The sequence below is a fragment of the Acidimicrobiia bacterium genome (genome assembly GCA_036271555.1).
In the GTDB taxonomy this organism is placed as follows: domain Bacteria; phylum Actinomycetota; class Acidimicrobiia; order IMCC26256; family PALSA-610; genus DATBAK01.
Window position 1 is genome coordinate 14,632 of sequence record DATBAK010000044.1, and the last position, 23,795, is coordinate 38,426.

Genomic DNA, 23,795 nt, shown 5'->3' on the forward strand with positions numbered 1-23,795 from the left:
CGGGTCACGACGTCACGCCTGCGAGGTCGCCGGTGTTCTCGGGCGCCTCCGGCGGCGCGGCGACCGCCTCGGGCTCGCGCCGCGTCGGGCGGCGGATCGTGCGCTTCTTCATCGGCACGAGCGCGATCGCGGTGCCGAGCCCCATGACGAGGCCACCGATCCAGAGCCAGATCACGAGCGGATTGACCGCGACTCCGATCGTCACCCGCCCTTCCGACGGGTTCGACACGAGCGTCAGGTAGAGGTCGCGCAGGATGCCGGTGTGCACCGACGGCGTGCCGATGCCGCCGTCGACGTTCGGGTACGAGGAGATCGCGGGCTCGTACACACCGAGGCTGTGGCCGCCGTCGAAGACCTGCACGCGCGCCGCGACGGTCGTCTTCTGACCGGTCGCGCTCGTGCTCGAGCCGAGGTACTTCACGCGGTAGCCGGCGACGGTCGCGGTCTCGCCGCGCTGCAGGCTCACCTCGCGACGGGTCGCGTAACCCGACGAGACGCCGAGCGCGATCGCGATGATCACGACGCCCGCGTGGACGATCAAACCGCCGTAGAGGCGCGGGTTGCTCCGCACGGTGTTGACCAGCGCGCGCGGCGGCGCCTCCGCGAACGCCTTGCGGCGCGTGCGCACCGAGAGGAGGAGATTGCGGCCGATCCCCGCGAGCGCGAACGCGCCGAGACCGAACGACACGATCTGCGCGACGCCGTGCGCGCCGAAGAGCAGCGTGACGATCATCGTCGCCACACCGATGTACGCGGGCACGAGCAGGCGGCGGCGCAGCACCTCGCCGCTCGTCGCGCGCCACGGCAGCGCGGGCGCGACCGCCATGAGGAACAGCAGCGCGATGCCGATCGGCACGACAAGTCGGTCGAAGTAGGGCTGCCCGACCGAGAGTTGCCGGTCGGCGATCGCCTCCGCGAGCAGCGGGAACACCGTGCCCATCAGCACGACGAACGCGAAGCCGGTGAAGAGCAGGTTGTTGGCGAGGAACGCGGCCTCGCGCGACACCGGCGAGTCGATACGGCCGGGCGCGTGCAGCTTGTCGGCGCGCCACGCGATGAGCCCGAGACCGACGGCGACGACGACGCCGAGGAACCCGAGCAGCGACGGCCCGATGTTCGACTGCGAGAACGCGTGCACCGAGTTGATGACGCCCGAGCGCGTGAGGAACGTGCCGAGGATCGTGAGCGAGAACGTCGCGATCACGAGTGAGAGGTTCCAGACTCGCAGCATCCCGCGTCGTTCCTGCACCATGAGCGAGTGGATGAAGGCGGTCGCCGTCAACCACGGCATGAACGACGCGTTCTCGACCGGGTCCCACGACCAGTAGCCACCCCAACCGAGCACCTCGTAGCTCCACCACGCGCCGAGCACGATCCCGATCGTGAGGCAGCCCCACGCGATGAGCGTCGAGCGGCGCACGTCGGCGAGCCAGCCCTCACCGAAGCGGCCGGTGACGAGCGCGCCGACCGCGAACATGAACGGCACGGTCATGCCGACATAGCCCGCGTAGAGGATCGGCGGGTGGAACGCCATGATCACGTTGTTCTGCAGCAGCGGGTTCGGTCCCGCGCCGTTCGCGGGCACGAGCCCCGACATCACGCGGAACGGGTTCGCAGGCCCGAGCATCAACCCGAAGAAGAAGAGCGCGACGCAGTAGCCGGTGATCGTGGCCCACGCGACGAGCGGGTCGGTACCGCGCTTGCGGAAGAGGATCGTCACGACGACGAGGTAGGTCGAGAGGATCAGCGACCACAGCAGGATCGACCCCTCGAGCGCGCCCCACAACGCGGTGATCGTGAACAGCCGTGGCGTCGCGTTGGCGACGTTGTCGGCGACGTACTTGAGCGTGTAGTCGTGGGTGTTGAGCGCCCACTCCATCACCGCGCACGCAACGACCGACCCACCCGCGATGCCGAACACGTAGCGCCGACCGACCGCGATGAGGCGTGCGCTCTCGGCGCGGATGCCGGCGACGAGCGTGACGATGCCGAGCAGGCACGACGCACCGCCGACGCTCAGCGCCGCGTAGCCGAGCGACGCCCTCACGTGGACGCCTGCGCCGGGCAGCTCTTGTTCTTCGCCTCCGCCGCCTCGTCGGCCGCCTTCTGCTTGGCCGAATACTCGGCGCCGTGGCGGATCAAGAGCTGGTCACCAACGAAGGTCGTGCCGCTCCAGTGCCCGTCGACGACGACGGGCGCACAGTCCTTGAACAGCGCCGGCGGGCTGCCGTCGAGGTCGACCTGCGCGTGCGCAGCGCCATCGAACATCACGAACCGCACGCCGGTGTCGCCGAGCTTCTTGATCGTCCCGCGCTGCACCTGCCCGGCCATACGGAAGGTCTTCGTGCCCTCCTGCGAGCGGTGCGCGACCGCGTAGCCAACCGGGCGCAGATACACGATGTTCGACGCGAGTCCGCCGATGAGCAGCCACGCGACGATCGCGACGCACACGACCGTGGCGACGACGTAGCGGGCGCGGACCGTGCGGCGCGGTTTCGGCGCGACGACCTGCGGGTCGTCGTCGGTGAGCGTCATCCGTGTCCCGCGCCCTCGGTGGGCTCGACCGTCCGCCGCGCGCGCCGCAGCCGCGTGAGCAACCAGGCCGCGTACCCACCGACGACGGCGGCCGTGAGCCCGTATCCCGCGCCGACGTAGCCCCAGTAGTTCGGCATCAGACGGTCTCCATCTGGATCCCGGCGTGCGCGTCGACGCCCTCTTGCGCGAGCCGCTCCGCGATCGCCTGCGCGATCTCGCGCTCCTCGAGGCCCTCCTCGAGCTCGAGCAACGACATGCGCCGCACGACGAGGTACGCGTAGAGCAGCGTGAACGCGGCGACCGAGATGAGCAACGTCGTCGCCATCGAGCCGTGGATCTCGACGTGCATCTTGTTGTTGAACACGGTCCCCTGCTGGTGCAGCGTCGTGAACCAGTTCACCGAGAAGTGCACGACCGGCACGTCGACGAACGCAACGAGCGCGGCGATCGCGCTCCGCTTCGCGCGCTGGTCGGGGCTCCCGCCGGCACGGCGCAGCGTGAGGTAGCCGAGGTAGAGGAAGAAGAGGATCGCGGTCGTCGTCAGGCGCGCGTCCCACGCCCACCATGCGCCCCAGATCGGCTTGGCCCAGATCGACCCGACCGCGAGGCACAGCCCGGTGAAGAGCACGCCGACCTCGGCCGAGGCGCCGGCGAGCAGATCCCACGTGATCGAGCGCGTCCTCGGAAGGAGATAGAGGATCGACGCGATCGCGGTGACCCCGAACGCGAGGTACGCGACCCACGCCGACGGCACGTGGAGATAGAGCAGGCGTTGCGCGTCGCCCTGGTTCACGTCCGGCGGTGCGACGACGAGCGCCATCACCGCGGTCACGCCGAGCGCGGCGACGACCGCTCCCCCGAACCACGGCACCTTTCTCATGCGGCTTCGACCTCCGGCGCTCGAGCCGGACGGCGAGCCAACGCGCAGAGCCCGACCGCGCCTTCGGTCTGCGCCTGGCTCTTCATGAATCCTCCAGCAGCGACCCGAAGGTCAGCACACCCATCGTGACGTACAGGACCGCGAACACGGCCAGAAGCTGGACCCACGGCCAGGCCTGCGAGGTCGTGCCGTCGAGCGCGGTCTCGAACGCCCGGGTTCCACCGATCATGACCGGTGCGAGGACCGGCAGGAGGAGGAGCGGGATCAACGTCTCCCGCTGCCGCAGGCCACCGGCCAGCGCGCCGTAGACGGTACCGGCCGCGGCGATGCCGGCGGTCGCGGCCACCGCCGCGGGGATCAGCGCGATCAGCCCGACCACCGACACGTCGTAGAGCAGGAACACGCCGAAGGCGAGCACGACCTCGAGCGCGAGCAGCTGCACCGCGATCGCGGCGGCCTTGCCGAGGAACACGGCCGCCGCGTCGATGCCCGCGAGGCGGAGGCCGTCGAGCGCCCCGTTCTCGGTCTCGACGGTGAACGCCCGCGAGATCGCGAGCAGCGCCGACAGGAGGACGGTCACCCAGAACAGGCCCGGCGCGACGCGCGGCAACAGGCCCCTGCTCGGGTCGAGCGCGAAGGCGAAGAGGAGCAGCACGATCGTCCCGAACGCCGCGATCTGCTGCATGGCGACGCGCGATCGCATCTCGATGCGCAGGTCCTTGCCCATGACGAGGGCGCTCTCGCGCCAGAACTCGCTCACGCTTCCCGCTCCTGGCGCCGACGGCGCCGGGGCGCTCGGGCCCCGCTCGCTTGGATCGGCATGCGGACGCGGCGCTCGCCGGTTCGGGCTCGCTCGCTCACACGGCCGCCTGCGCGGCGCCGGAATCCGGCACCGCGTGGAGTGGCGCGCTCGTCGGGATCGCGCGTCCCGCGACGATGCGGACCTCGCGTGTCGAGATCGCACGGGCGCGGCCGAGCTCGTGCGACGCGATCACCACGGTGCGACCCTCGGCGGGTGCGGCCGCGATCACGCCGTCGAGCAGCTCACGGCCGCCGGCGTCGAGACCGGCGTGCGGCTCGTCGAGGAGGAGCAGGCGCGGGTCGCGCGCGAGCGCGATCGCGACCGCGAGCCGGCGCTGTTGCCCGGCCGACAACCGCCGGTGCACGACCCCCGCGACACGGGTCAGCTCGAGCCGGGCGAGCGCCTCGTCGGCGGCCGCGACGGGCCGGCGCGCGGCGCGCGCCGCGAACCGCGCGTTCTCGGCCGTGGTCAGGTCGTCGTAACAGAACGTCTGGTGGCCGACGAGCGCCACGTCGCGCCGGACGCCACGGCGGTCCTGCGCGAGGTCGTGCCCGAGGACGGTCGCGGCGCCCGACCGCAGCGGCAGCAGCCCCGCGAGCAGGCGCAGCAGCGTTGACTTCCCGGCGCCGTTCGGGCCCGAGAGCAGGACGATCTCACCCTCGTCGACGTCGAGATCTGCGCCGGCGAGTGCGGGAAACCGGTCCAGCAGGCACACGGCCGAACGGATGCACACGACGGGCAACGCGGCCCTCCGGGGCCTGGGGGCAATACCGCACGAGTGTACGAACGCGTACGCCGGGGCGGCGAACCGCCGGAGCCCCGACCTGGTCCGGAACGCGCACGACGCGCCGATATCCTCGATTTGATGCGCAGGACGGCCGCCAGCGTCGGGCGGATGCTGGTGACGGTTGGGGTGCTGATCCTGCTGTTCGTGGCGTACCAGCTCTGGGGCACGGGCTACTTCACCCAGCGGGCGCAGCGCGACCTGCGCCACCAGTTCGAGCAGGAGCTGAACGACAACCCGACCGTCGGCAGCAGCACGACGAGCGCACCCCCGTCGACGACGGGCGTCGCGCCCACGACGACCGCACCGGCCACGACCGCTGCGAAGGTCGTGCAGGTGCTCCAGGAGGGCGGGCCGGCCGCCCGGATCCGGATCCCGAAGATCGGCGTCAACGACATCGTCGTGCAGGGCACCGCACGTGACGACCTCGCGAAGGGTCCCGGCCACTACCCCGCGACGCCGTTGCCGGGCCAGATCGGAAACGTCGCGATCGCGGGCCACCGCACGACCCACTCGAAGCCCTTCTACAACCTGAACGAGCTGGTGCCCGGCGACGACATCATCATCGACACCCTCGGCTACGGCACGTACACGTACCGCATGTACGAGCAGCTGATCGTGCCGCCGAGCGACGTGAGCGTGGTCGCGCCCACGAGCGACGCCGAGCTCACGCTGACGACCTGCAACCCGCGCTACTCCGCGCGCCAGCGCCTGGTGGTGAAGGCGCGGCTCGTCGTCAACCGCAGCGCGCCCGCGCGCGTGTCGGTGCCCGTGAAGGTCGTCTCGCCGGTGCGGAGCTCGGGCGACAAGAAGACGTCGCTCGCCGACAGCCTCTCGGGCGACATCTCGTCGCGCACGCCGACGTTCATCTGGGGAACGCTCACGGTGCTGCTCGGGCTGCTGTGGTGGTGGCTCTATCGCCGCTTCCGCCACCCGCTCACGTGGCTCGGTGGCGTGCTGCCGTTCCTCGTGGTGCTGATCGCGTTCTACGTGTACCTCGAACGGCTCCTGCCCGCGAACTTCTAGTGGCGGAGCAGGCGCGCGGTCGGCAACGAACCGCGGAGTCGCTCCGTGCCGGGACGAGCGAGAATGCGACCATGCGGTCGGAGCAGGCGCGCGGTCGGCAACGAACTGCGGAGTCGCTCCGTGCCGGGACGAGCAAGCATGCGACCATGCGGTCGGAGCAGGCGCGCGGTCGGCAACGAACCGCGGAGTCGCTCCGTGCCGGGACGAGCAAGCATGCGACCATGCGGTCGTGATCGCGTTCGAGGACGTCGAGATCGCGCAGCGCCGGCTGGCACCGTTCGTTCACCGAACGCCGGTGATGACGTCGCACTCGCTCGACGAGTGGCTCGACACGAACGCGTTCCTGAAGTGCGAGCATCTGCAGCGTTGCGGCGCGTTCAAGTACCGCGGCGCGACGAACGCAGTGCAGTCGCTGGCTCCCAACGTCGCGGCGCGCGGCGTCGCCGCACACTCGTCCGGCAACCACGGCGCCGCGCTCGCGCTCGCGGCCCGCACGCGCGGCATCCCCGCGCACATCGTCGTGCCGCGCACCGCGACGCGCACCAAGCGCGACGCGATCGCGGCCTACGGCGCGCACGTCGTGCTGTGCGAACCGACGCTCGCGGCGCGCGAAGCGGGTGTCGCCGCCGTGATCGCGGAGACGGGCGCGGTCGAGATCCATCCGTTCGACCACGACGACGTGATCGCGGGCGCGGGCACCGCCGCACTCGAGCTCGTCGACGACGTGCCGGGCCTCGACATCGTGATCGCACCGGTCGGCGGCGGCGGTCTGCTGTCGGGCACCGCGATCGCGGCCCATGGACGCCGCCCCGAGCTGCGCGTGATCGGCGCGGAGCCGGCTGCGGCCGACGACGCGGCGCGTTCGCTGCAAGGCGGCGCGATCGTGCCGCCCGACCCGCCCGCGACGATCGCCGACGGGCTGCTCACGGGGCTCTCGGCACGGACGTTCGCGGTGCTGTCGGAGCACGTCGAGACGATCGTCACCGTGAGCGAGGCCGAGATCGTCGCCGCGATGGACGTCGTCTGGCAGCGCACGAAGCAGCTCATCGAGCCGAGCGCGGCGGTCGCGGTCGCGGCGGTGCGGGAGGGCGACTACGCGGGTGCGCGCGTCGGCATCATCCTCAGCGGCGGCAACGCCGATCTCGCACTCGCGGCAGGTTGAAGGCGGGCGTCAGCCGTCGCTCCCGCCTTCGTCGCCTCGACCGCGCTCCCACTCCTCGAGCATCCGGTCGAGCTCCGCGGAACGGCGGTCGGTGATGACGCGCTGCGCGGCGTCACGCGGGGTCTCGGGCTCGGGCGGCGCGTGACGGCGTGGACGACGCGGCGCCTGCGGTTGCGTCGCGCTCATCTCGCGCGGCGGACGTCCGAGGAACACCCAGCACAGCGCACCGATGATGAAGAGGACCACGACGATGCCGATCCACAAGATCTTCGGCAGGTTCCGCACCCGGTTCTGATCGACCGTGATCACGTCGTACAGCGCCCACAGCCAGAACAGCAGGAAGCCGACGAAGAGCAGATCCATGCGGCGAGAATAGGCGCGAGCGCCCAGCCGGCGAACGGCTCGCGCGTGCCGGATGGGGCGATTCGACCCGGTTCAGCGGCCTTCGAAGCGCGGTGTCCGCTTCTCGGCGAACGCCGCCATGCCCTCCTCGAGGTCGTGCGACGAGAACGCCGCCGCTTCGAGGGCGCTGACCTCCGCGACGGCCTCGGCGCCGAGCGCGGCCTGCGCGGCAACGAGGTTCAGCGCCCGCTTGTGGCCCTGCACCGTCAGCGGCGCGAGCGCCGCGATCTCGGTCGCGAGCTCGCGTGCCGCGGCGATCGGATCGTCGGCGGTGCGTTGCACGAGCCCGATCATCGTCGCTTCGGCCGCGTGCACGCTGCGTCCCGTCAGCAGGAAGTCGCGCGCCGCGCCCTGACCGACGAGCACCGCGAGGCGCGTGATGTTCGTCGGGCTCAGCAGGATGCCGAGGTTGCCGCCGGGAATCGCGAGTCGCGCGCGCGGGCCGGCGATGCGCAGGTCGCACGCGACCGCGAGCTGCATGCCCGCGCCGATCGCGGGACCGTGGATCGCCGCGATCACCGGCGCCGGGTAATCGACGATCGCGTCGAGCACGAGCTCGAACGCGGGACGGAACGTGTCGGCCCCGCGGCCGCCGCCGTCGGCGAAGCGCGTGCCGAGATCGGCACCCGCGCAGAACGCGGTGCCCGCACCGCCGATGACGACGGCGCGGAGACCGGCATGCTCCGTGAGCGCGACGCGCAGCTGTTCGCAGTGCTCGGCGTCGAGCGCGTTGCGGCGCTCGACCCGGTCGATCGTGGCGACGCCGACGCGCCCGTCGACCTCGAAGCGGATCACGCGCTCACGACTCGTCGATGAGCGCGATCAGGTCGCCTTCCTGCACGGTCTGGTTCGGCTCGACGTGCAGCTCACGGATCACGCCGGGCACCTCGGCCACGACGGGGATCTCCATCTTCATCGACTCGAGGATCACGATCTCGTCGCCCTCGGCGATCATCTGACCCTCGTCGACGACCACCTTCCAAACGCTGGCGGTGATCTCCGCTCGAACCTCGTGCACGATTCAGGACGCTACCCGCGAACCGCAATTCGCTCCCACCTCGCAGACCGGAGGCCGAGCTTGCGAGGCCGACCAGAGAGCTCAAACCGGCAGGACGCCGTGCTTGCGCCAGGGGCGGTCGACGCGCTTGCCGGCGGCCACGCGCAGGCCGCGCGCGATCGCGGCGCGCGTGTCGGCGGGGTCGATCACGTCGTCGAGCTGCGCGTGGCCCGCGGCGACGTACGGATCGATGTTGGCGCGGATCTCCTCGGCGAGCTCGAGCCGCTTCTGCGCGCGCTCCTCCTCGGGCACCGCCTCGAGCGTGCGGCGGTGGATGATCGCGACCGCGCCGTCGGGTCCCATCACCGCGATCTCCGCGGTCGGCCACGCGACGATGTAGTCGGCCTCGTACGCGAGCCCGTTCATCACGAAGTAGCCGGCGCCGTAGCTCTTGCGCATCACGACGCTGACCTTCGGCACCGTCGCCTCCGACACCGCGAAGAGCATCTTGGCCCCGTGCCGGATGATCCCCTGCTTCTCGACCGCGGAGCCGACGATGAAGCCGGGCACGTCGTGCAGGAACACGAGCGGGATGTTGAACGCGTCGCACAGCCACACGAAGCGCGCGGCCTTGTCGGCCGCGTTCACGTCGAGCGCGCCGCCGAGCACCATCGGCTGGTTCGCGACGACGCCGACCGGCCCGCCACCGATGCGCGCGAACCCGGTCACGATGTTCTTCGCCCACTCGGGTTTCATCCAGAGCACGTCGCCGTCGTCGGCGATCGCGGTGACGACCTTGCGGACGTCGTACGCGCGCCGCGGCGCGGTCGGCACGATGTCGTAGAGCTCCTCCACGCGGCGGTCGACGGGGTCGGTGCACTCACGCACGGGCGGCGACTCGCGGTTGTGCTGCGGGAAGAACGAGAGGTAACGGCGCACGGTCGCGAGGCACTCGCGGTCGTCGGCGACCTCGAGATCGGCGACACCCGAGATCTTCGTGTGCACGCCCGAGCCGCCCATCTCGTCCTCGGTGACGTCCTCGCCGACCGCGGCCTTCACGAGATGACGGCCGCCGAGCGCCATCGACGACGTGCCCTTCACCATCGGCACGAAGTCGGCGAGCGCGGGGATGTACGCGGTGCCTGCGGCGCAGTGCCCGAGCATCGCCGCGACCATCGGCACGACACCGCTCATCGCGACCTGCTCGCGGAACAGGTCGCCGGTGCCCGCGAACGACGAGCCACTCGTGGCCTGAATCCGCGCGCCCGCGGAGTCGAGCAGCCACACCATCGGCATGCGCTTGCCGACCGCGTGCGCGCGCAAGCGTTTGATCTTCTCCTCGCCGACGCGCCCCATCGAGCCGGCCATCACGGTGAAGTCGTACGCCGCGACCGCGATCGGACGACCGTCGATCATGCCGATGCCCGTGACCGCGCCGTCGGCCGCGAGGTAGCGGTCACCGAGCCCCGCGTCCATGTGATCGGCGAGCAATCCGTACTCCACCCACGAGCCGGGATCGAGGAGGAGTTCGAGGCGCTCGCGCACGGTGAGCTTGCCGAGCGAGTGCTGCCGCTCGACGCGGTCGGCGCCGCCCATTCCCTCGGCGCGCGTCTTGCGCTGCACGAGGTCGTCGACGAGCGGCCCCCACTCGTGCTTGTTGGTCGCGCTCGCGCCCTCGGGAGTCGTGCTCAACGGCCTTTCCACTCCGGTTTGCGCTTCTCCGCGAACGCGGCGACACCCTCGGCCGCGTCCTCGGAGCTCGTCGTGACCGTGAGCATCGTCTGGAGGTACGCGAGCGCGGCGTCGGAATCCGGCTGTTCGAGCACGCGGTAGAAGGAATCGCGACCCCAGCGCATGATCAGCGGCGACTTCGACGCGAGCGTCGCCGCGAGCTCGTCGACCGCGCCGTCGAGCGCGTCGACGGACACGACGCGCGTCACGATGCCGAGGCGCTCAGCTTCGCGCGCGTCGACGCGGCGGCCCGTCATCATGAGCTCGAGCACGCGCTTTGGCGGCAGCGTGCGCAGCAACGGCACGGTGATCATGTACGGCCAGAGCCCGACGTCGATCTCCGGGGTGCCGAAGATCGCGTCGTCGGCGGCGACGATGAGGTCGCACGCGCACGCGAGTCCGAACCCGCCCGCGAGCGCGTAGCCGCGGACGCGCGCGATCGTCGGCTTGCCGAGGCCGTACATCGTCCGGAACAGCTCGGCCAGCAGACCACGAGCGTCGTGCGCCGCGGCGGGACCGGCGTTGTCGGCGATGCCGCCGAGATCCGCGCCCGCGCAGAACGCGCGATCGCCGGCGCCGGTGAGCACGACGACGTGCACATCGCCGTCGTCACGCGCGCGCCGCATCGAGTCGAGCAGGCCCTGCATCACCCCGAACGACATCGCGTTGCGGCGCTCGGGTCGGTCGATCGTGACCCGGGCGATCGCCCCGTCGACCTCGTAGCGAACCTCGGTCATCGGCGCGCATCGTACGGTCACCGTCCCCGAGACGCGAACAGCAGGAGCGGAGCGAGCACGCGACCTGCCCACTCCCATGCCGCGTCACGGAGCGGCGAGCGTCTGCGGGCCGGGTATCCCGGCCCGCAGCGAGCGCGACCACAAAGATGGCTCCGTGTCGTTCCTCGGGCTCGTGGTGCTCGTCGCGGCGATCGTCCCCCTCGTCACCGGCGGCAGCTACCGCCGGCTTGCCGACGCGCCCTGGCGCGGGGGCGGACTGCTCGCGCTCGGCCTCGGCCTCCAACTGCTCCTCGACACCGGCCTCGTCCCGAAGTCGGCGTGGCACAGCGTCGGCTTCGGCATCCTCGTCGCGTCGTACGTCGTGCTCGTCGGCTTCTGCGGGGGCAACATGCTCGTGCGGGGCATGGCCGTCGTGCTCATCGGCGTCGCGCTGAACGGCTTCGTCATCACGATCGACCAGGGCATGCCGGTGAAGATCCCGCCGGACTGGCAGACGTCGAGCCCGGTCGGCGCGACCGTGAAGCACCATCCGCGCGCAGCGGGCGACCACCTGCTCGCGCTCACCGACGTCATCGTGCTGCGCAAGCTCGACGCGGTGATCTCCTTCGGCGACCTCATCATCGCCTTCGGCCTCATCGACGTGACGTACTGGGCGAGCCGGCGCACCCGGCGGGCGCGCACCGGTACACCACTCGCCGAGAAGCACGCCGACGCGACCCCGGTCGTGCGCGAGGTGCTCGAGCTCCCGGCCCTCCCGACACCGACACCGACACCGACACCGACATCGCCGACACCGACACCCGCACCGGCACCGGCGCGGCGACCCGATCGGACGCGACCGCCGCGCCCCGTGCGCGTCCGTCAGCCCGCGCGTGTGCCGGCCGAATCGGCTGCGCCTCCCGAACCGGAATCGGAGCCGGCCACCCGCTCAGGCGCGGGCGGCTCGATGTCGGCGATCAAGGAGGCGCTCGAGCGCCTCGAGCGCCCGTAGGTTGTAGACGTACCCGGGGCTCGAATACAGGGCCTCGAGCGCGGCGCCGGAACGGTCGGCGTCGCCTCCGGTCAGATCGTCGAACGCACTCGCGACCTTCAGGGTCTGACTGGCGATCGCGACGGGCGCGTTCGACCCCCGCGTCTCGCGCGCGCCGCGCGGCTCGCCGGCGACGATCTCGGCGGCCGACTGCAACGGCTCGATGCCGCGCATGAGCGCGGCGGTGACCGCGGCGACCTCGCCGGCGTCGGCGCGGGTGCCCGGGGCCGGCTCGTCGAGCGTGACCTGACCGATGTGGTGCAGCCGCGCCGCGGTCTCGAGCGTCTGGAGGTGCGCGTCGTCGAGGTCGAGCTCGCGTCCGATCGCGGTCGCGAGCTCCGTGACGCGTTCGGCGTGACCGTCGGGCACGAGTCCGCCGAGCTCGGGAGCCATCGCGAGCGCCTCGATCGTCTGGCGATAGGTCCGGTTGATCGACGCGAGCCGGTCGAACGAGTACCACGTCGCGAGCAACGGGATCGAGAAGAGCAGCGGACCCCAGACGCCGAGGTCGCCGCGCCCGTTGACGCCGCTGTAGCCGATCGCCATCAGCACCGTGCACGATCCCAGCGCGGTCCACGCGACGTTTCCGCTGCCGACCAGCCCGCTGTGGCGGTGGGTGACGAAGCGCAAGAGCTCGTCGACGAGCAGCGCGGCGACGACCGTGACGACGAGCGCGCCGAGTACCGCGCCGAGGTGTGCGCGCGCACCGAAGAGGTGGCGCGCGACTCGGAAGGCACCGAGCGCGCCGGCGGCGACGAGGACGCGCCAGACGCCGATCGCCACGCGCGACGCGAGCGCACGTGGTTCCTCGCGCACCACGACTGCGACCAGCTCGGCGCCGAGCACGAGCGCGACGACCGCGAGTGGCGGGAAGCAGGTGACGATGACGACGAGCACCGCGTACGACAGCGGCAGGCCGGTTCCGTCGCCCAGTCGCAGCAGCAGCAGCTCACCGAGCACGACGCCCGCGGCGAGCAGGATCGCGCCCGCGGCCGTCGAGTGCGGCTGCGCGATGCGCACGGTCACCGAGGCGACGATGCTGCCGGCGCCGGCGACGCCGACGCGATCGCGCGTGTTCATCGCGCCCGCTCGCCCGCGTCGTCGAGCAGGTCGCCGAGGCCCGCCGATCCGAGGCCGGCGCGCGGCGGTGCGACCTCCCAGTCGGGTTGCGGCGTGACGGCTTCGACCGGACGCACGACGCCGCGTCGCTCGAGCACGCGGATGAGCGCGGCCGTGCACTCGGGGTGGAACTGCGTGCCCGACTTGTCGAGGAGCTCCGCGATCGCGACCTCGGTCGGCAGCGCGAGACGATACGAGCGCGTCGACGTCATCGCGTCGAACGCGTCGGCGACCATCACGATGTAGGGCTCGATCGGATGCTTCGCGTGATCGGGTTGGTACACGGTGTGCGAACTCAGCGACGACTGCGCGACCGGCGCGAGGAAGTCGATGTGCGAGAGCATCTGCGCGGAGACGGCTTCGTGCATCCGCACGCGGGCGAACTCTTCCGCCGTCAGCTTGCCCGGCTTGTTCAGGAGATGGTTCGGCACGACGAGCTTGCCGATGTCGTGCATGAGCGCGGCGAAGCGCAGTCGTTCGAGGCGCGCGGGCGTGAAGCGCAGCTCCTCACCGATCAGCCGCGCGTACTCGGCGACCCGTTCGGCGTGGCCCGCGGTGTAGCGGTCCTTGGCCTCCAGCGCGCGCACGAGCATCTGCACGGTGTCCTCGTTCGCCGCCTTCACGTCGAGGTACGACGCGAACGTGTCGCGCGCGACGAGGATGGGGACGACGAGGAGCACGACGACGGCGGGACCGACGTCGAGGTACAGCCGGCCGAGGCAGACACCGACGAACGCGAACGGAACCGCCTGCGCGAGCGAGGGCCCGAGGCCGTGCGCGAGCTCGCGTACGGGTCGACCTTCTTCGACGACGTACGAAGCGGCGAGCAACGTCCAGTTGATCAGCACGAATGCGATCGTCGCGGGTACCGCGGCGACCAGCGCGGCGGGCATCTCGGTCGCGGGCCAGTGCGGCATCGCGTCGAACACGAGCGCCGACGCGGCGTACGCGAGCGCGAAGACGCCCGCGTTGAACGCGATCCAGCCCCGTTTCCCCCGCCGCAGGTTCGGCAGGTACAGCGCGCTCGACACGCCGACGAGCAGCGGACCGAGGAGCGAGCCGTCGTGCGCGAACACGACGATCGCGGCCGTGCAGATCATGAGGCTCGCGCTCACGGCGACGCCGTTCGGCAGCACCACGCCGCGATGCTCGCTGAAGACCATGAGCGCGCCGAAGAGCACGAGCGGGAGCGCCGCCGGCGCGGGACGCAGCAGCGCGCACACGACCGCCGCGACGATCCCCGCACCGAGCACCGCCGCGGTGAGCCCGCGCAGCTGCGAGGGGAAGGTCGACACTGAGCTCTTCTCGGGTTGCAACGTTGCCTCCGGAGGGAGGCGGCAGGGCCTCGACGGGCGGTTGCCGGCTCAGCGACGCGACCAATTCGCGCCGCCGGCGAGCAGCACTGCCATGAGACTCGAAGCCATGACCGTCAAGCGGACTTTGGTCCTCTTCACCAGGTACCTCCCGAATTCGTTCGGCGTCCCGCCGCTTCGCTGTTCCGGCGGACTGCTTCGCTTCGCTGAGGTGGTGAGTCGTTCGTCCGCCCGGCTCGAGACCCTGCCGTCTGCTTCCGGACGCGTGCGTTCCCTGGCTGCTGCCTCCCCTGACTCCCCGAGCCGGCTGGTCGGGTGAGTCACATCAGTCTCACCAGCAACAGGACGGGACGCAAGGGGCGAACCGACACATTGGCGCAGCGCGCGAACCCGCCCACGGAGGGCGAGCCGCAGTGGTGATCCGCCGGCCGAATGCCGCGCTCCGCCGCCGGACCGGCCGTAGTGTCGCCACGATGGGTGACGACGCGGACGCCGACGCGGGCACGCTCGACACCGATGGCCCCGAGCCACTCGACCTGATCGCCTTCGAGCGCGAGCTGTGTCGGCTCCCGGACGTGTCGGTGGCCCGGCTCGTGGCCGACGACGTGGGCCGCATCATCGAGGCCCACATCATCGCGGCGCCGACGAAACACCCGAAGCAGATCGTGCGCGACGTGCAGTCGGTGCTGCTCGCCGAGTTCGGCGTCGAGCTCGACCGCAAGGTCGTCTCGGTCGTGCAGCTGGGCGACGCGGATCTCGGCGGGGCGCCCGGCGACGACCGCAGCGGCCCGGCGCGGCCGTCGATCGTGTCGATCCAGGGCGAGACCAACGGGCTGCGGAGCCTCGTGCGGGTGACGCTCGGCGACGGCGACGGCGAGGCCATCGGCAGCGCGCAGGGCTCGATCGCGACGACCGCACGCCACCGGTTGGTCGCCGACGCGACCATCGACGCGCTGCGCCGGCTCGATCCCGCGGCCGAGTGCCTCGATGTCGAGCACGCGCAGGTCGTGCGCGTCGGCGCGTCCGACGTCGCGGTCGTCACCATCGTCTTCGTCGTTCCGCCGAACGAGCAGGTCGTGTCGGGATCGGCGATCGTGCGCGCCAACCACGACGCCGACGCGGTCGCGCGGGCGGTGTTGGACGCCACCAACCGGCGGCTCCCGCACTTCGATTCATAATTTCTGGTCGGGCTCGCAGGCGGCGCCCTCCCCGACGCCTCCGCCCCACGCCGAGGTCGCGCGGCTCGCTCCGCTCACGCGCTGTGACAGGCACGCCGGTCCGCGGCGCCCTGCGAAACGTGGGGAGCGAAGGAAATAACGTCGCGACCCGTGGCTCCCGTCGCGACGATCATCTCGTTCCGCCTCGGCGGCGACGACGGCGTCGCGGTGGAGGCGCGCAAGTGGTCGGACGCGCTCGACGGCTTGGGCTTCGACGTGCGCAGGGTCGCGGGCGAGCTGCGCGGCACGATCGAGGCCGACGATGTCGTGATCCCCGACCTCGGGATCGGCGGCGGTGAGCCGGCTCGCGCCGACGTCGCGGCGGCGATCGCCGGCAGCGACCTCGTCGTCGCCGAGAACATCTGCTCGCTGCCGATGAACGCGAAGGCATCGCTCGCCGTGGCGGACGCGCTCGTCTCACACCGCGGCCGGGTCGTCTTCCACCATCACGATCTGCCCTGGCAGCGCACGACGTTCCGCGATCTGGAGGCCGTGCTGCCGCCGCGCGTCGAAGGCGCGCTGCACGTCACGATCAACCACCGCTCCCGGCGCGAGCTCGAAGCGCGCGGCTTCGCCGGCGCGGTGACGATCCACAACCACTTCGATCTCGACGCGGAGCCGGCCGACGCGCAACGCGAGTCGGTGCGCACCACGCTCGGCTTCGGCCCCGACGACCTCGTGCTGTTCCATCCCGCGCGCGCGATCCCGCGCAAGAACGTGCCCGGCGGTGTGCGCTATGCCGCGCAACTCCAGCGCGTGCTGCCGGATCGGCGCGTGCGGTACTGGCTGTCGGGTCCCGCGGAGGACGGGTACGAGGACACGCTCGCGCGCGTACGCGAACGCAGCACGGTGCCGATGACGCTCGGCCGCGTCGAGCGCGCCGCCGACGCGTACGCGGCGTGCGACGTGGTGGTGCTCCCGTCGACCTGGGAGGGCTTCGGCAACCCGACGATCGAGACGATCGCGGCGCGCCGCCCGCTCGTCGTGCACCGGTATCCCGTGCTCGGCGAGATCACCGCGTACGGGCTGCGCTACTTCGACCTCGACGACGCGGCGCCGCTCGCACGCTTCGTCCGCGCGCCCGACTCGGGGCTCCTCGATGCGAACCTGCGCCGCGCGCGCGCCAACTTCTCGCTCGTCGATCTCCCGGCCGCGATCGAAGCCGCGTTCGTCGCGCACGGATGGCGGGCGTGGTGAACGAGGATCCGGTCCTGCGGCGCCGGGCGCGCGTCGCGAAGCTCGTGCAGATCGCGCAGCGCGCCGGTTACGGCTGCCTGCTCGCGGCGATGGTCGTCTTCGGCATTGCGGCCGCGACGAGCTTTCCCCACTGGGCGGTCACGACGTGCGTGGCCGCGCTCATTGCCGCGTGCGTGATCCTGCCGGTGCCGATCGTCCTCGGCTACGGCGTGCGCGCCGCGCAGCGCGACGAGGACCGGGCCGCCCGCGGGCTGCCCCCACGCCGCGGCCACTGACCTCGCCGGTCGCACTCGCTGCGCTCGCCGCTCCGGCCGCCTCAGCCTCCGGGTCGGACCCGAATCCGCCGGCGTCGCGCCGCGACCCGTCCGTTCCCGCGCCGGCGAACCGCAGCCGTACCATCGCCGCATGCGCTACCGGCGGTTCGGAAAGAGCGACCTCATCGTCTCCGAGGTCGGCCTCGGCACCTGGACGTTCGCAAGCGACTGGTGGGGCAAGGTCGACGATGCCGACGCGGTGATCGCGGCCGCGCTCGACGCGGGCGTCACGTTCATCGACACCGCGCCGGTCTACGGCGCGGACGGCATCGGCGAATCGATGCTCGCACCGTGGCTCGGCAAGCGCCGCGACGAGCTCGTCCTGACGACGAAGTGCGGCTACGACCTGCGCGCCGAGCGCAAGGGCGGCGGGCAGAACGAGCGCGCGCAGGACTGGAAGCCGACCGCGGTGCGCACCCAGCTCGAGGACTCGCTGCGCCGCCTGGGCACCGACTACGTCGACCTGTACCAGCTGCACAACGCGCGCATCGACCCGATCCTCGACGACGACCTCTGGGCCGAGCTCGAGGAGCTGCGCGGCGAAGGCAAGGTGCGCGAGCTCGGCGTCGCGCTCGGGCCCGCGATCGGTTGGATCGACGAAGGCGTGCGCGCCGTCGACGACCGGACGATCGTGTCGCTGCAGACCGTCTTCAACATCATCGAGCAGGAGCCCGGACTCACGTTCGCGAAGCGACCGCGTGTCGCGGCCGGCGAGTGCGGACTCATCTCGCGCGTGCCGCACGCGTCCGACACGCTCACCGGCAAGGTCACGCCCGACACCAAGTTCGAGCTGCCGGACCATCGCGCGCACCGCAACCGCGACAACATGCTCGACAACTTCGAGAAGGTCGACACGCTGTCGTTCCTGTGGGCGCCGGAGACGGGTCGCACGATCGGTCAGGCCGCGATGGCCGGCATCCTCGCGAACCCCGCGTTCACGACCGTGTTGCCGACGGTCGTGAGCGTCGACGAGATCGAGGAGTACGCGGCGGCGTCGGAGCTCCCGCTCACCGACGACGAGCGGCGCGCGACCGACGAGCTGTTCGCGCGCAACTTCGACCACGAAGATCGCTACGTGATGCCGATGAAGTCGAGCATCGGTAGCTGACCGAGCGTGATCCACCACCGCCGGGGTCTCCCCGACGACTGGGACGCGATCGCGCGTGAGCACCTCGGCGCGTGGGACGACTTCTCGCGCGACGAGCAGGAGCGGCTCGCCGGCATCGCCGACTGGCTGCTTCACCACAAGGACTGGGAGGCCGCGCACGGCTTCGCACTCGACGACGCGATGCGTACGACGATCGCGATCGAAGCCGCGGAGCTCGGACTCGAGCTCGACACCGGCTTCTACAGAGAGGTCGGCGCGATCGTGGTCCATCCGCGCACATTCGTGAACCGCGCGCCGCACGCGGGCCCGGCGGGAACCGTGAGCGAGGAGCTCGTCCCCGTGCTCGGTGAGGCGCACGACGCGCGTGGCGCGGTGCTCGTCGCGTGGGACTCGGTGCGCGACGCCGCGCGCAATCCTGGGCGCGGGCGAAACGTGGTGTTCCACGAGTTCGCCCACAAGTTCGACATGCTCGATGGCAGCCTCGACGGCACGCCGCCGCTCGCGAGGAAGGACCTGCTCGCGCGCTGGGTCGCGGCGTGCACCGACGCGTACACAGCGCTGCGCCAGGGCCGATCTCGCGACCCGATCGATGCCTACGGCGGCACGAACCCGGCCGAGTTCTTCGCCGTGGCGACCGAGACGTTCTTCGACGCGAGCATCGCGCTCGAGCGTGAAGAGCTCGCGGTGTACGAGGTGCTGCGCGACTTCTACCGCCAGGACCCAGCCGAGCGCGCGCGGCGCGCCGTCAATCCTCCGCGGTGACCAAACAGAATTCGTTGCCTTCGGGGTCGCGCAGCACCTGGTAGCTGCCGTTCGACTCCGCGACGACACCGCCGACGGTCGTCGCACCGAGCGCGACCGCGGACGCGGTCGAGTCGACGAGCTCGTCGACGAGCAGGTCGACGTGCACGCGATTCTTCGTCACCTTGCTCTCGGGGACGGGCTGGAACGCGACGCGCGCGCCGTTGGGCGTGCGCGCGAGCGCGACCCACGTGGCGTCCCGGTACGCGACACCGACCCCGAGCAGCTCACCCCAGAACTGGGCGAGGCGCTCAGGGTCGGCGCAGTCGAACACGATCGTCGAGAGAACCGGAGTCGCTCCCGTCACGCGTCAGGAGCGGCGAGCGCAGCGAGCGCGACCGTCATCAGCGGCCTCGGCGGGCGGCGCGTGCGTCGCGGGCCCGGCGGGCCTGGTCGGCTTCGCGACGCAGCTCGGTCGATCGCGTCTTGGCGTACAGGAGGGCGAGCATGTCCTTACTTCCTTGCATTCGGGGGGACTTCGGTGGGTGACACCGCCATGGAGGTTACACCGGTGTCGCGCTCCATTGCAACCGGTAAACGGCGTACGATGGTGTCGTGAGTCGCACCCCGGATCCGGTGCTCCCGAGCGAGCTCGAGCTGCCGCTCGCCTTCGTGAACACGCTCGACGTCGAGGACGCCGTCGACCGCTTCGGCAGCCCGGCCGCGCTGCGTTCGTGGCTCATCGATCGGGGCCTGATCGGGTCGGATGCCCGGGTCACCCGGCGGGACCTCGGGCTCGCGATCGAGCTGCGGGACGCGCTGCGGCACGCCTTGATCGCCCATGCGGGGATCGACTCGTCGACGCACGAGGTTGCCGGCGTCAACCGCACGCTCGCCCGCTTCCCCGTCGGCGTACGGGTCGACGAGACCGGCTCGCCGCAGCTCGAGCCGCGCGGGGCCGGCGTCGCGGGCGCGCTCGGAAGGGTCGTGTGCGACATGAACGCGGCGCAGAGTCGCGGCACGTGGGACCGACTCAAGCTCTGCCCGGCGGAGGACTGCTTGTGGGCGTTCTTCGACGCGTCGAAGAATCGCTCGCGCCGCTGGTGCTCGATGAACGTGTGCGGCAACCGCACGAAGACCCGCGAGTACCGACGTCGCCGCGCCGCGCATGCTCACGCGGCCGAAGGCACGAGCGGAGCGAGCGTCGAGGTTCGCCGGCGGGTGCCCGAATCGACGACCCGGGAGGGAGCCGGCGAAGAAGCGAGCGAATAAGGTCCGGTCCATGCGCCTGCCGGCCGAGCAACGCCGCCGCCAGCTTCTCGACGTCGCCCTCGACATCTTCGCGGCGCGCGGGTTCCACGCGACGTCGATGGACGAGGTCGCGACGGCCGCGGGCGTCACGAAGCCGGTGCTGTACCAGCACTTTCCGTCGAAACGGGCGCTGTACGTCGAGTTGCTCGAGGACGTCGGCACCCAGCTCCTCACGCAGCTCGCCAGCGCGACCGACCGCGCGACGACCGGACGGCAGCGCGTCGAAGAGGGATTCGGCGCGTACTTCCGCTTCGTCGACGAGAACCGCAGCGCGTTCCGGTTGCTGTTCGGCGCGTCGGTGCGCAACGACCCCGAGTTCTCGGCGGTCGCCGATCGCTTCATCGACCGCGCGGTCGGCGCGATCTCGACGCTCATCCAGATCCCCGTCTCCGGCGAGCACCGGCTGCTCCTCGCGAACGCGCTCGTCGGGATCGCGGAGGCGACGAGCCGGCGTTCGCTCGCGCGCGGTGAAGGTGTCGACTCGGCGCGGCTGGCGGCCTGGATCGCCGAGTTCGCGTGGTTCGGCCTCCGCGGCGTGCGCGCCGGCGACGACGTCGCGTCGTCGATGCCCGCGCCCCGCTAGTTCGCTCGAACCTTCGCCCGCTGCACCCCGGGTCGCGGACTCGCACGCTCGCGCTCGCGCGTTCCGCGGCGTGAGTAGTGAGCCGGGACCGGGCCTAACGCTTCAGGCGGATGCCGCGCACCGCGTGGTCGGGGCCCTTCTCGAGCACGAGGCGCGCGCGTGAGCGCGTCGGCTCGATGTTCTCACGCAGGTTCACCGCGTTGATCTCGCGCCAGATCGCGTCCGCGACCGAGCTCGCCTGCTGCTCGTCGAGCGCGGCGAAGTGGTGGAAGAACGACTCCTCGTCGGCGAACGCGGTCTCGCGCAACGTGAGGAAGCGTTCGCGGTACCAGCGGCGGATGTCGTCCTCCGCGGCGTCGACATAGATCGAGAAGTCGAAGAAGTCGGACACGAAGCGCTCCTCGGGGCGAGCGCGCGTCGACGGCACCTGGAGCACGTTGAGCCCTTCGACGATGACGATGTCGGGCGAGCACACGACGATCTCGTCGCCTTCGACCACGTCGTAGACGAGATGCGAGTACACGGGCGCGACGACGCGCCGCTCCCCCGCCTTCAGGTCGGCGAGGAACCGCATGAGCGCACGCAGGTCGTAGCTCTCGGGGAAGCCCTTGCGCGCGCCGAGGCCGCGCGCGTCGAGCACGGCGTTCGACAGGAGGAAGCCGTCGGTCGGGATGAGGTCGACGCGCGGGTGATCGGGCCAGCGCGCGAGCAACGCCCGGAGCACGCGCGCGATCGTGCTCTTGCCGACCGCGACGCTGCCCGCGATTCCGATGATGAACGGGACGCGATCGGCGTGGCGTCCGAGGAAGCGGTTCGTGACCGCGAACAGGTCGCGCGACGCGGCGACCGAGAGGTTCAGCAGCCGCGACAGCGGCAGGTAGATGTCGACGACCTCTTCGATCGGCATGCGCTCGACAACGCCGCGCAGCTCGTCGAGGTCGGCGTCGTCGAGCGTGAGCGGCGTCGCGGATCGCAACGCGCGCCACTCGTCCCGGTTGAACTCGAGGTACGAACGCGACTCGCCGGTCACGGGATCGGGGGCCATGGCGAGTGAGCGTAAACCGGCGCCGCAACGGGCGTTTCGCGGGCGATTCCATCCGCATGGGGTTTCCGCGCCGTACACGAGGCATGCACGACGTTCAGCGGTTCGAGATGACGACGCACGATCGTTCGTCGTCGGTGCCGCCGGGCTGACGCCGCGCGTCGCATCGGAAACCTCCCAGGGATCGTGCCGTCGTCGCGCGCCGACGAAGGCACGGCTCGGTTCGACGCGTCCCCCAACCCCCATTGAAGGGAATCAACACATGAACGTCCGCAGAGCTCTTCTCGCGTCGCTGGCAGCCGGTGCGCTGTCGGGTGGCGCGTTGTTCGCGGTGGCGGCACCGGCCGGCGCCGCGACCGCGTCCTACGAAGCCAACCTCGCGTCAGTCAACAACTCGGGCGCGTCGGGCACGTTGATGCTCACGCTCAACGGCGACCAGGCCACGATCACCGAGCAGGCCAGCGGGCTTGCGGCGACGTTCTCGAACGCGCCGTACCCGCACGTGCAGCACATCCACATCAACGGTGCGGGCACGTGCCCGACGACCGCGGCCGACACGAACGGCGACGGCGTGATCAGCACGACCGAAGGCGCGCCGGCGTACGGACCCATCGGCACGACCCTCTCGACGAGCGGCCCGACGACGCCCGCCGCGGGCACGACGCTGAACATCGCGCCGAGCGGCGCGACGATCAACTACAGCCGCACGTTCACCCTCGACGCCGCGACGGTCGCCGCGATCCAGGCGAACAAGGCCGTCATCGTCGTGCACGGACTCGACCCGAGCACGCTGACGACGAAGGCTCAGGGTGAGAAGAGCGACCTCGTCCCGTCGTTGCCGCTCGCCGCGACGTCGCCCGCGCTGTGCGGCGTGCTCGCGGTGTCGCAGACCGCCGCCGGGAACGGTGGCGTGGCGACCGGTGCGGGCGGCACGTCCGGCACCGAGGACACCGGCCTGTTGATCCTGGGCGGGTCGATGATCGCCGGTGCGGCGATCGTGTTCGGCAGCCGGCGCTACGCGCTCAAGAGCAACTAGTCGCCGGCTCGATCGGAGACTCGATCATGTTGTCGAAGCTCCGCGGATTGCGGCCGTCGCGTCATGCGGCGGCCGCAATCGCGCTGGTGTTGCTGATCGGAGGAATCGTGGTCATCGGTGTTGCGGTCCACGCGCAGCGTTCTGCGCCACAGCCGTCGAAGCGCGCCGCGGGTTCACTCGTCGACCTTCCGACGACGACGTCGATGCCGCGCCGAGCGACGACGACACCGACGGCATCCGCGCCCACGACGACGGTGCCCGCCGTGCACGCGCTCGCGCCGTCGGTGCCGACCGCCATCACCGTCCCGAGCATCGGGGTGCACAGCTCGCTCGTCCAACTCGATCAGAACGCCGACGGGAGCGTGCAGGTACCGACGAGCTTCCACGTCGCGGGCTGGTACCGGCGCAGCGTCACGCCCGGGCAGATCGGTCCGACGATCATCCTCGGCCACGTCGACTCGAAGGCCGGGCCCGGCATCTTCTACCGGCTCGGCGCGCTCCATCCGGGCGATCGCGTCACGGTGAACCGCGCCGACGGATCCGTCGTCACCTTCGAGATCACCGGCGTGCGCGAGTACCTGAAGACCCAGTTCCCGACGCTCGCCGTGTACGCCGACACGCCGGTGCCGACGATCCGGCTCGTCACGTGCGGCGGCACCTTCGACCGCGCGACGGGGCACTACCTCTCGAACATCGTCGCGTACGGGCGGGTCGTATGACCCCGCGAC

At 71.2% G+C, this 23,795-nt stretch carries 27 protein-coding genes; 12 read left to right on the forward strand and 15 right to left on the reverse strand.

The window, feature by feature from the left end; all coding sequences use genetic code 11:
- Window positions 1-4: 4 nt before the first annotated feature.
- The 6 genes from VH914_11545 to VH914_11570 all read right to left on the reverse strand — a co-directional run bounded on the left by VH914_11545 (window position 5) and on the right by VH914_11570 (window position 4,932).
- The gene (locus VH914_11545) at window positions 5-2,047 is read right to left on the reverse strand and encodes a heme lyase CcmF/NrfE family subunit (protein HEX4491831.1); all 2,043 of its coding nucleotides are present in this window, start codon (window positions 2,045-2,047) and stop codon (window positions 5-7) included.
- Complete coding sequence (locus VH914_11550; protein HEX4491832.1) at window positions 2,044-2,535, reverse strand: cytochrome c maturation protein CcmE; 492 nt, start codon at window positions 2,533-2,535, stop codon at window positions 2,044-2,046. The genes VH914_11545 and VH914_11550 overlap by 4 nt, the downstream gene beginning before the upstream one ends.
- Complete coding sequence (gene ccmD, locus VH914_11555) at window positions 2,532-2,672, reverse strand: heme exporter protein CcmD (GenBank protein HEX4491833.1); 141 nt, start codon at window positions 2,670-2,672, stop codon at window positions 2,532-2,534. The genes VH914_11550 and ccmD overlap by 4 nt, the downstream gene beginning before the upstream one ends.
- Window positions 2,672-3,415, reverse strand: a complete 744-nt coding sequence (gene ccsA / locus VH914_11560) for a cytochrome c biogenesis protein CcsA (GenBank protein ID HEX4491834.1) — start codon at window positions 3,413-3,415, stop codon at window positions 2,672-2,674. The genes ccmD and ccsA overlap by 1 nt, the downstream gene beginning before the upstream one ends.
- An 82-nt stretch (window positions 3,416-3,497) precedes the next feature.
- Window positions 3,498-4,175 carry a heme exporter protein CcmB gene (locus VH914_11565; protein ID HEX4491835.1) on the reverse strand — a complete coding sequence of 226 codons (678 nt, stop codon included), beginning with the start codon at window positions 4,173-4,175 and terminating at the stop codon, window positions 3,498-3,500.
- Between the two features lie 97 nt (window positions 4,176-4,272).
- A complete protein-coding gene (locus tag VH914_11570) occupies window positions 4,273-4,932 on the reverse strand; it encodes an ATP-binding cassette domain-containing protein (protein ID HEX4491836.1) in 660 nt (219 codons plus the stop codon).
- 150 nt (window positions 4,933-5,082) lie between these two features.
- On the opposite strand from VH914_11570, the gene VH914_11575 reads away from it, so the two are divergent.
- On the forward strand, window positions 5,083-6,027 hold the full coding sequence (locus tag VH914_11575; protein ID HEX4491837.1) for a class E sortase: 945 nt from the start codon (window positions 5,083-5,085) through the stop codon (window positions 6,025-6,027).
- Window positions 6,028-6,256: 229 nt separating this feature from the next.
- The gene (locus VH914_11580; protein ID HEX4491838.1) at window positions 6,257-7,189 is read left to right on the forward strand and encodes a pyridoxal-phosphate dependent enzyme; all 933 of its coding nucleotides are present in this window, start codon (window positions 6,257-6,259) and stop codon (window positions 7,187-7,189) included.
- A gap of 9 nt (window positions 7,190-7,198) precedes the next feature.
- Here VH914_11580 and VH914_11585 read toward each other — a convergent pair whose 3' ends face one another.
- The 5 genes from VH914_11585 to VH914_11605 all read right to left on the reverse strand — a co-directional run bounded on the left by VH914_11585 (window position 7,199) and on the right by VH914_11605 (window position 11,056).
- Window positions 7,199-7,552, reverse strand: a complete 354-nt coding sequence (locus tag VH914_11585; protein ID HEX4491839.1) for a PLD nuclease N-terminal domain-containing protein — start codon at window positions 7,550-7,552, stop codon at window positions 7,199-7,201.
- 72 nt (window positions 7,553-7,624) lie between these two features.
- The gene (locus VH914_11590) at window positions 7,625-8,386 is read right to left on the reverse strand and encodes an enoyl-CoA hydratase-related protein (protein HEX4491840.1); all 762 of its coding nucleotides are present in this window, start codon (window positions 8,384-8,386) and stop codon (window positions 7,625-7,627) included.
- A gap of 4 nt (window positions 8,387-8,390) precedes the next feature.
- A complete protein-coding gene (locus VH914_11595; protein ID HEX4491841.1) occupies window positions 8,391-8,612 on the reverse strand; it encodes a biotin/lipoyl-binding carrier protein in 222 nt (73 codons plus the stop codon).
- A gap of 78 nt (window positions 8,613-8,690) precedes the next feature.
- On the reverse strand, window positions 8,691-10,280 hold the full coding sequence (locus VH914_11600) for an acyl-CoA carboxylase subunit beta (GenBank protein ID HEX4491842.1): 1,590 nt from the start codon (window positions 10,278-10,280) through the stop codon (window positions 8,691-8,693).
- Window positions 10,277-11,056: an enoyl-CoA hydratase-related protein gene (locus tag VH914_11605; GenBank protein ID HEX4491843.1), complete on the reverse strand. Its 780-nt coding sequence runs from the start codon at window positions 11,054-11,056 to the stop codon at window positions 10,277-10,279. The genes VH914_11600 and VH914_11605 overlap by 4 nt, the downstream gene beginning before the upstream one ends.
- 154 nt (window positions 11,057-11,210) lie before the next feature.
- Here VH914_11605 and VH914_11610 point away from each other — a divergent pair, with 154 nt between their 5' ends.
- The gene (locus VH914_11610) at window positions 11,211-12,047 is read left to right on the forward strand and encodes a DUF5317 family protein (protein ID HEX4491844.1); all 837 of its coding nucleotides are present in this window, start codon (window positions 11,211-11,213) and stop codon (window positions 12,045-12,047) included.
- Here VH914_11610 and VH914_11615 read toward each other — a convergent pair.
- Window positions 11,985-13,166, reverse strand: coding sequence for an HD domain-containing phosphohydrolase (locus VH914_11615; GenBank protein HEX4491845.1), 1,182 nt, complete (start codon window positions 13,164-13,166; stop codon window positions 11,985-11,987). The two genes, VH914_11610 and VH914_11615, sit on opposite strands and share 63 nt — an antisense overlap.
- Window positions 13,163-14,500, reverse strand: coding sequence for an HD domain-containing phosphohydrolase (locus VH914_11620; protein ID HEX4491846.1), 1,338 nt, complete (start codon window positions 14,498-14,500; stop codon window positions 13,163-13,165). Before VH914_11620 ends, VH914_11615 begins: the two co-directional genes overlap by 4 nt.
- A 491-nt stretch (window positions 14,501-14,991) precedes the next feature.
- Between VH914_11620 and VH914_11625 the strand changes: the two genes are divergently transcribed.
- From VH914_11625 to VH914_11645, 5 genes are all read left to right on the forward strand, one after another.
- Window positions 14,992-15,696 carry a hypothetical protein gene (locus VH914_11625; GenBank protein ID HEX4491847.1) on the forward strand — a complete coding sequence of 235 codons (705 nt, stop codon included), beginning with the start codon at window positions 14,992-14,994 and terminating at the stop codon, window positions 15,694-15,696.
- Between the two features lie 150 nt (window positions 15,697-15,846).
- The gene (locus VH914_11630; protein HEX4491848.1) at window positions 15,847-16,932 is read left to right on the forward strand and encodes a glycosyltransferase family 4 protein; all 1,086 of its coding nucleotides are present in this window, start codon (window positions 15,847-15,849) and stop codon (window positions 16,930-16,932) included.
- Window positions 16,926-17,207: a hypothetical protein gene (locus VH914_11635; GenBank protein HEX4491849.1), complete on the forward strand. Its 282-nt coding sequence runs from the start codon at window positions 16,926-16,928 to the stop codon at window positions 17,205-17,207. The genes VH914_11630 and VH914_11635 overlap by 7 nt, the downstream gene beginning before the upstream one ends.
- A 130-nt stretch (window positions 17,208-17,337) precedes the next feature.
- Complete coding sequence (locus VH914_11640) at window positions 17,338-18,354, forward strand: aldo/keto reductase (GenBank protein HEX4491850.1); 1,017 nt, start codon at window positions 17,338-17,340, stop codon at window positions 18,352-18,354.
- Window positions 18,355-18,360: 6 nt separating this feature from the next.
- Entirely contained in the window at window positions 18,361-19,116 is a 756-nt protein-coding gene (locus VH914_11645; GenBank protein HEX4491851.1) for a M90 family metallopeptidase, read from the forward strand.
- Here VH914_11645 and VH914_11650 read toward each other — a convergent pair.
- A complete protein-coding gene (locus VH914_11650; GenBank protein HEX4491852.1) occupies window positions 19,100-19,462 on the reverse strand; it encodes a VOC family protein in 363 nt (120 codons plus the stop codon). The two genes, VH914_11645 and VH914_11650, sit on opposite strands and share 17 nt — an antisense overlap.
- Window positions 19,463-19,710: 248 nt before the next feature.
- On the opposite strand from VH914_11650, the gene VH914_11655 reads away from it, so the two are divergent.
- Together VH914_11655 and VH914_11660 are read left to right on the forward strand one after the other, a co-directional pair.
- On the forward strand, window positions 19,711-20,367 hold the full coding sequence (locus VH914_11655; GenBank protein HEX4491853.1) for a CGNR zinc finger domain-containing protein: 657 nt from the start codon (window positions 19,711-19,713) through the stop codon (window positions 20,365-20,367).
- 10 nt (window positions 20,368-20,377) lie between these two features.
- Window positions 20,378-20,989, forward strand: coding sequence for a TetR/AcrR family transcriptional regulator (locus tag VH914_11660; GenBank protein ID HEX4491854.1), 612 nt, complete (start codon window positions 20,378-20,380; stop codon window positions 20,987-20,989).
- 94 nt (window positions 20,990-21,083) lie between these two features.
- Here the strand turns inward: VH914_11660 and coaA are convergent, their stop codons facing one another.
- Window positions 21,084-22,034 (reverse strand): type I pantothenate kinase, encoded by a 951-nt coding sequence (coaA, locus tag VH914_11665; GenBank protein HEX4491855.1) that lies wholly within the window; start codon window positions 22,032-22,034, stop codon window positions 21,084-21,086.
- A 259-nt stretch (window positions 22,035-22,293) separates the two neighbouring features.
- Between coaA and VH914_11670 the strand changes: the two genes are divergently transcribed.
- Both VH914_11670 and VH914_11675 read left to right on the forward strand, forming a co-directional pair.
- On the forward strand, window positions 22,294-23,067 hold the full coding sequence (locus VH914_11670) for a hypothetical protein (GenBank protein ID HEX4491856.1): 774 nt from the start codon (window positions 22,294-22,296) through the stop codon (window positions 23,065-23,067).
- Window positions 23,068-23,093: 26 nt separating this feature from the next.
- On the forward strand, window positions 23,094-23,786 hold the full coding sequence (locus VH914_11675) for a class F sortase (GenBank protein HEX4491857.1): 693 nt from the start codon (window positions 23,094-23,096) through the stop codon (window positions 23,784-23,786).
- The last annotated feature ends 9 nt before the right edge of the window (window positions 23,787-23,795 follow it).

Excerpts from the sequence above, each read along its gene's own strand:
- VH914_11550 (HEX4491832.1), bottom strand. The coding sequence starts at position 2,535 with ATGACGCTCACCGACGACGACCCGCAGGTCGTCGCGCCGAAACCGCGC.
- VH914_11640 (HEX4491850.1), top strand. The coding sequence starts at position 17,338 with ATGCGCTACCGGCGGTTCGGAAAGAGCGACCTCATCGTCTCCGAGGTC.
- coaA (HEX4491855.1), bottom strand. The coding sequence starts at position 22,034 with ATGGCCCCCGATCCCGTGACCGGCGAGTCGCGTTCGTACCTCGAGTTC.
- ccsA (HEX4491834.1), bottom strand. The coding sequence starts at position 3,415 with ATGAGAAAGGTGCCGTGGTTCGGGGGAGCGGTCGTCGCCGCGCTCGGC.
- VH914_11660 (HEX4491854.1), top strand. The coding sequence starts at position 20,378 with ATGCGCCTGCCGGCCGAGCAACGCCGCCGCCAGCTTCTCGACGTCGCC.
- VH914_11605 (HEX4491843.1), bottom strand. The coding sequence starts at position 11,056 with ATGACCGAGGTTCGCTACGAGGTCGACGGGGCGATCGCCCGGGTCACG.
- VH914_11585 (HEX4491839.1), bottom strand. The coding sequence starts at position 7,552 with ATGGATCTGCTCTTCGTCGGCTTCCTGCTGTTCTGGCTGTGGGCGCTG.
- VH914_11675 (HEX4491857.1), top strand. The coding sequence starts at position 23,094 with ATGTTGTCGAAGCTCCGCGGATTGCGGCCGTCGCGTCATGCGGCGGCC.
- VH914_11670 (HEX4491856.1), top strand. The coding sequence starts at position 22,294 with ATGAACGTCCGCAGAGCTCTTCTCGCGTCGCTGGCAGCCGGTGCGCTG.
- VH914_11575 (HEX4491837.1), top strand. The coding sequence starts at position 5,083 with ATGCGCAGGACGGCCGCCAGCGTCGGGCGGATGCTGGTGACGGTTGGG.
- ccmD (HEX4491833.1), bottom strand. The coding sequence starts at position 2,672 with ATGCCGAACTACTGGGGCTACGTCGGCGCGGGATACGGGCTCACGGCC.
- VH914_11625 (HEX4491847.1), top strand. The coding sequence starts at position 14,992 with ATGGGTGACGACGCGGACGCCGACGCGGGCACGCTCGACACCGATGGC.
- VH914_11615 (HEX4491845.1), bottom strand. The coding sequence starts at position 13,166 with ATGAACACGCGCGATCGCGTCGGCGTCGCCGGCGCCGGCAGCATCGTC.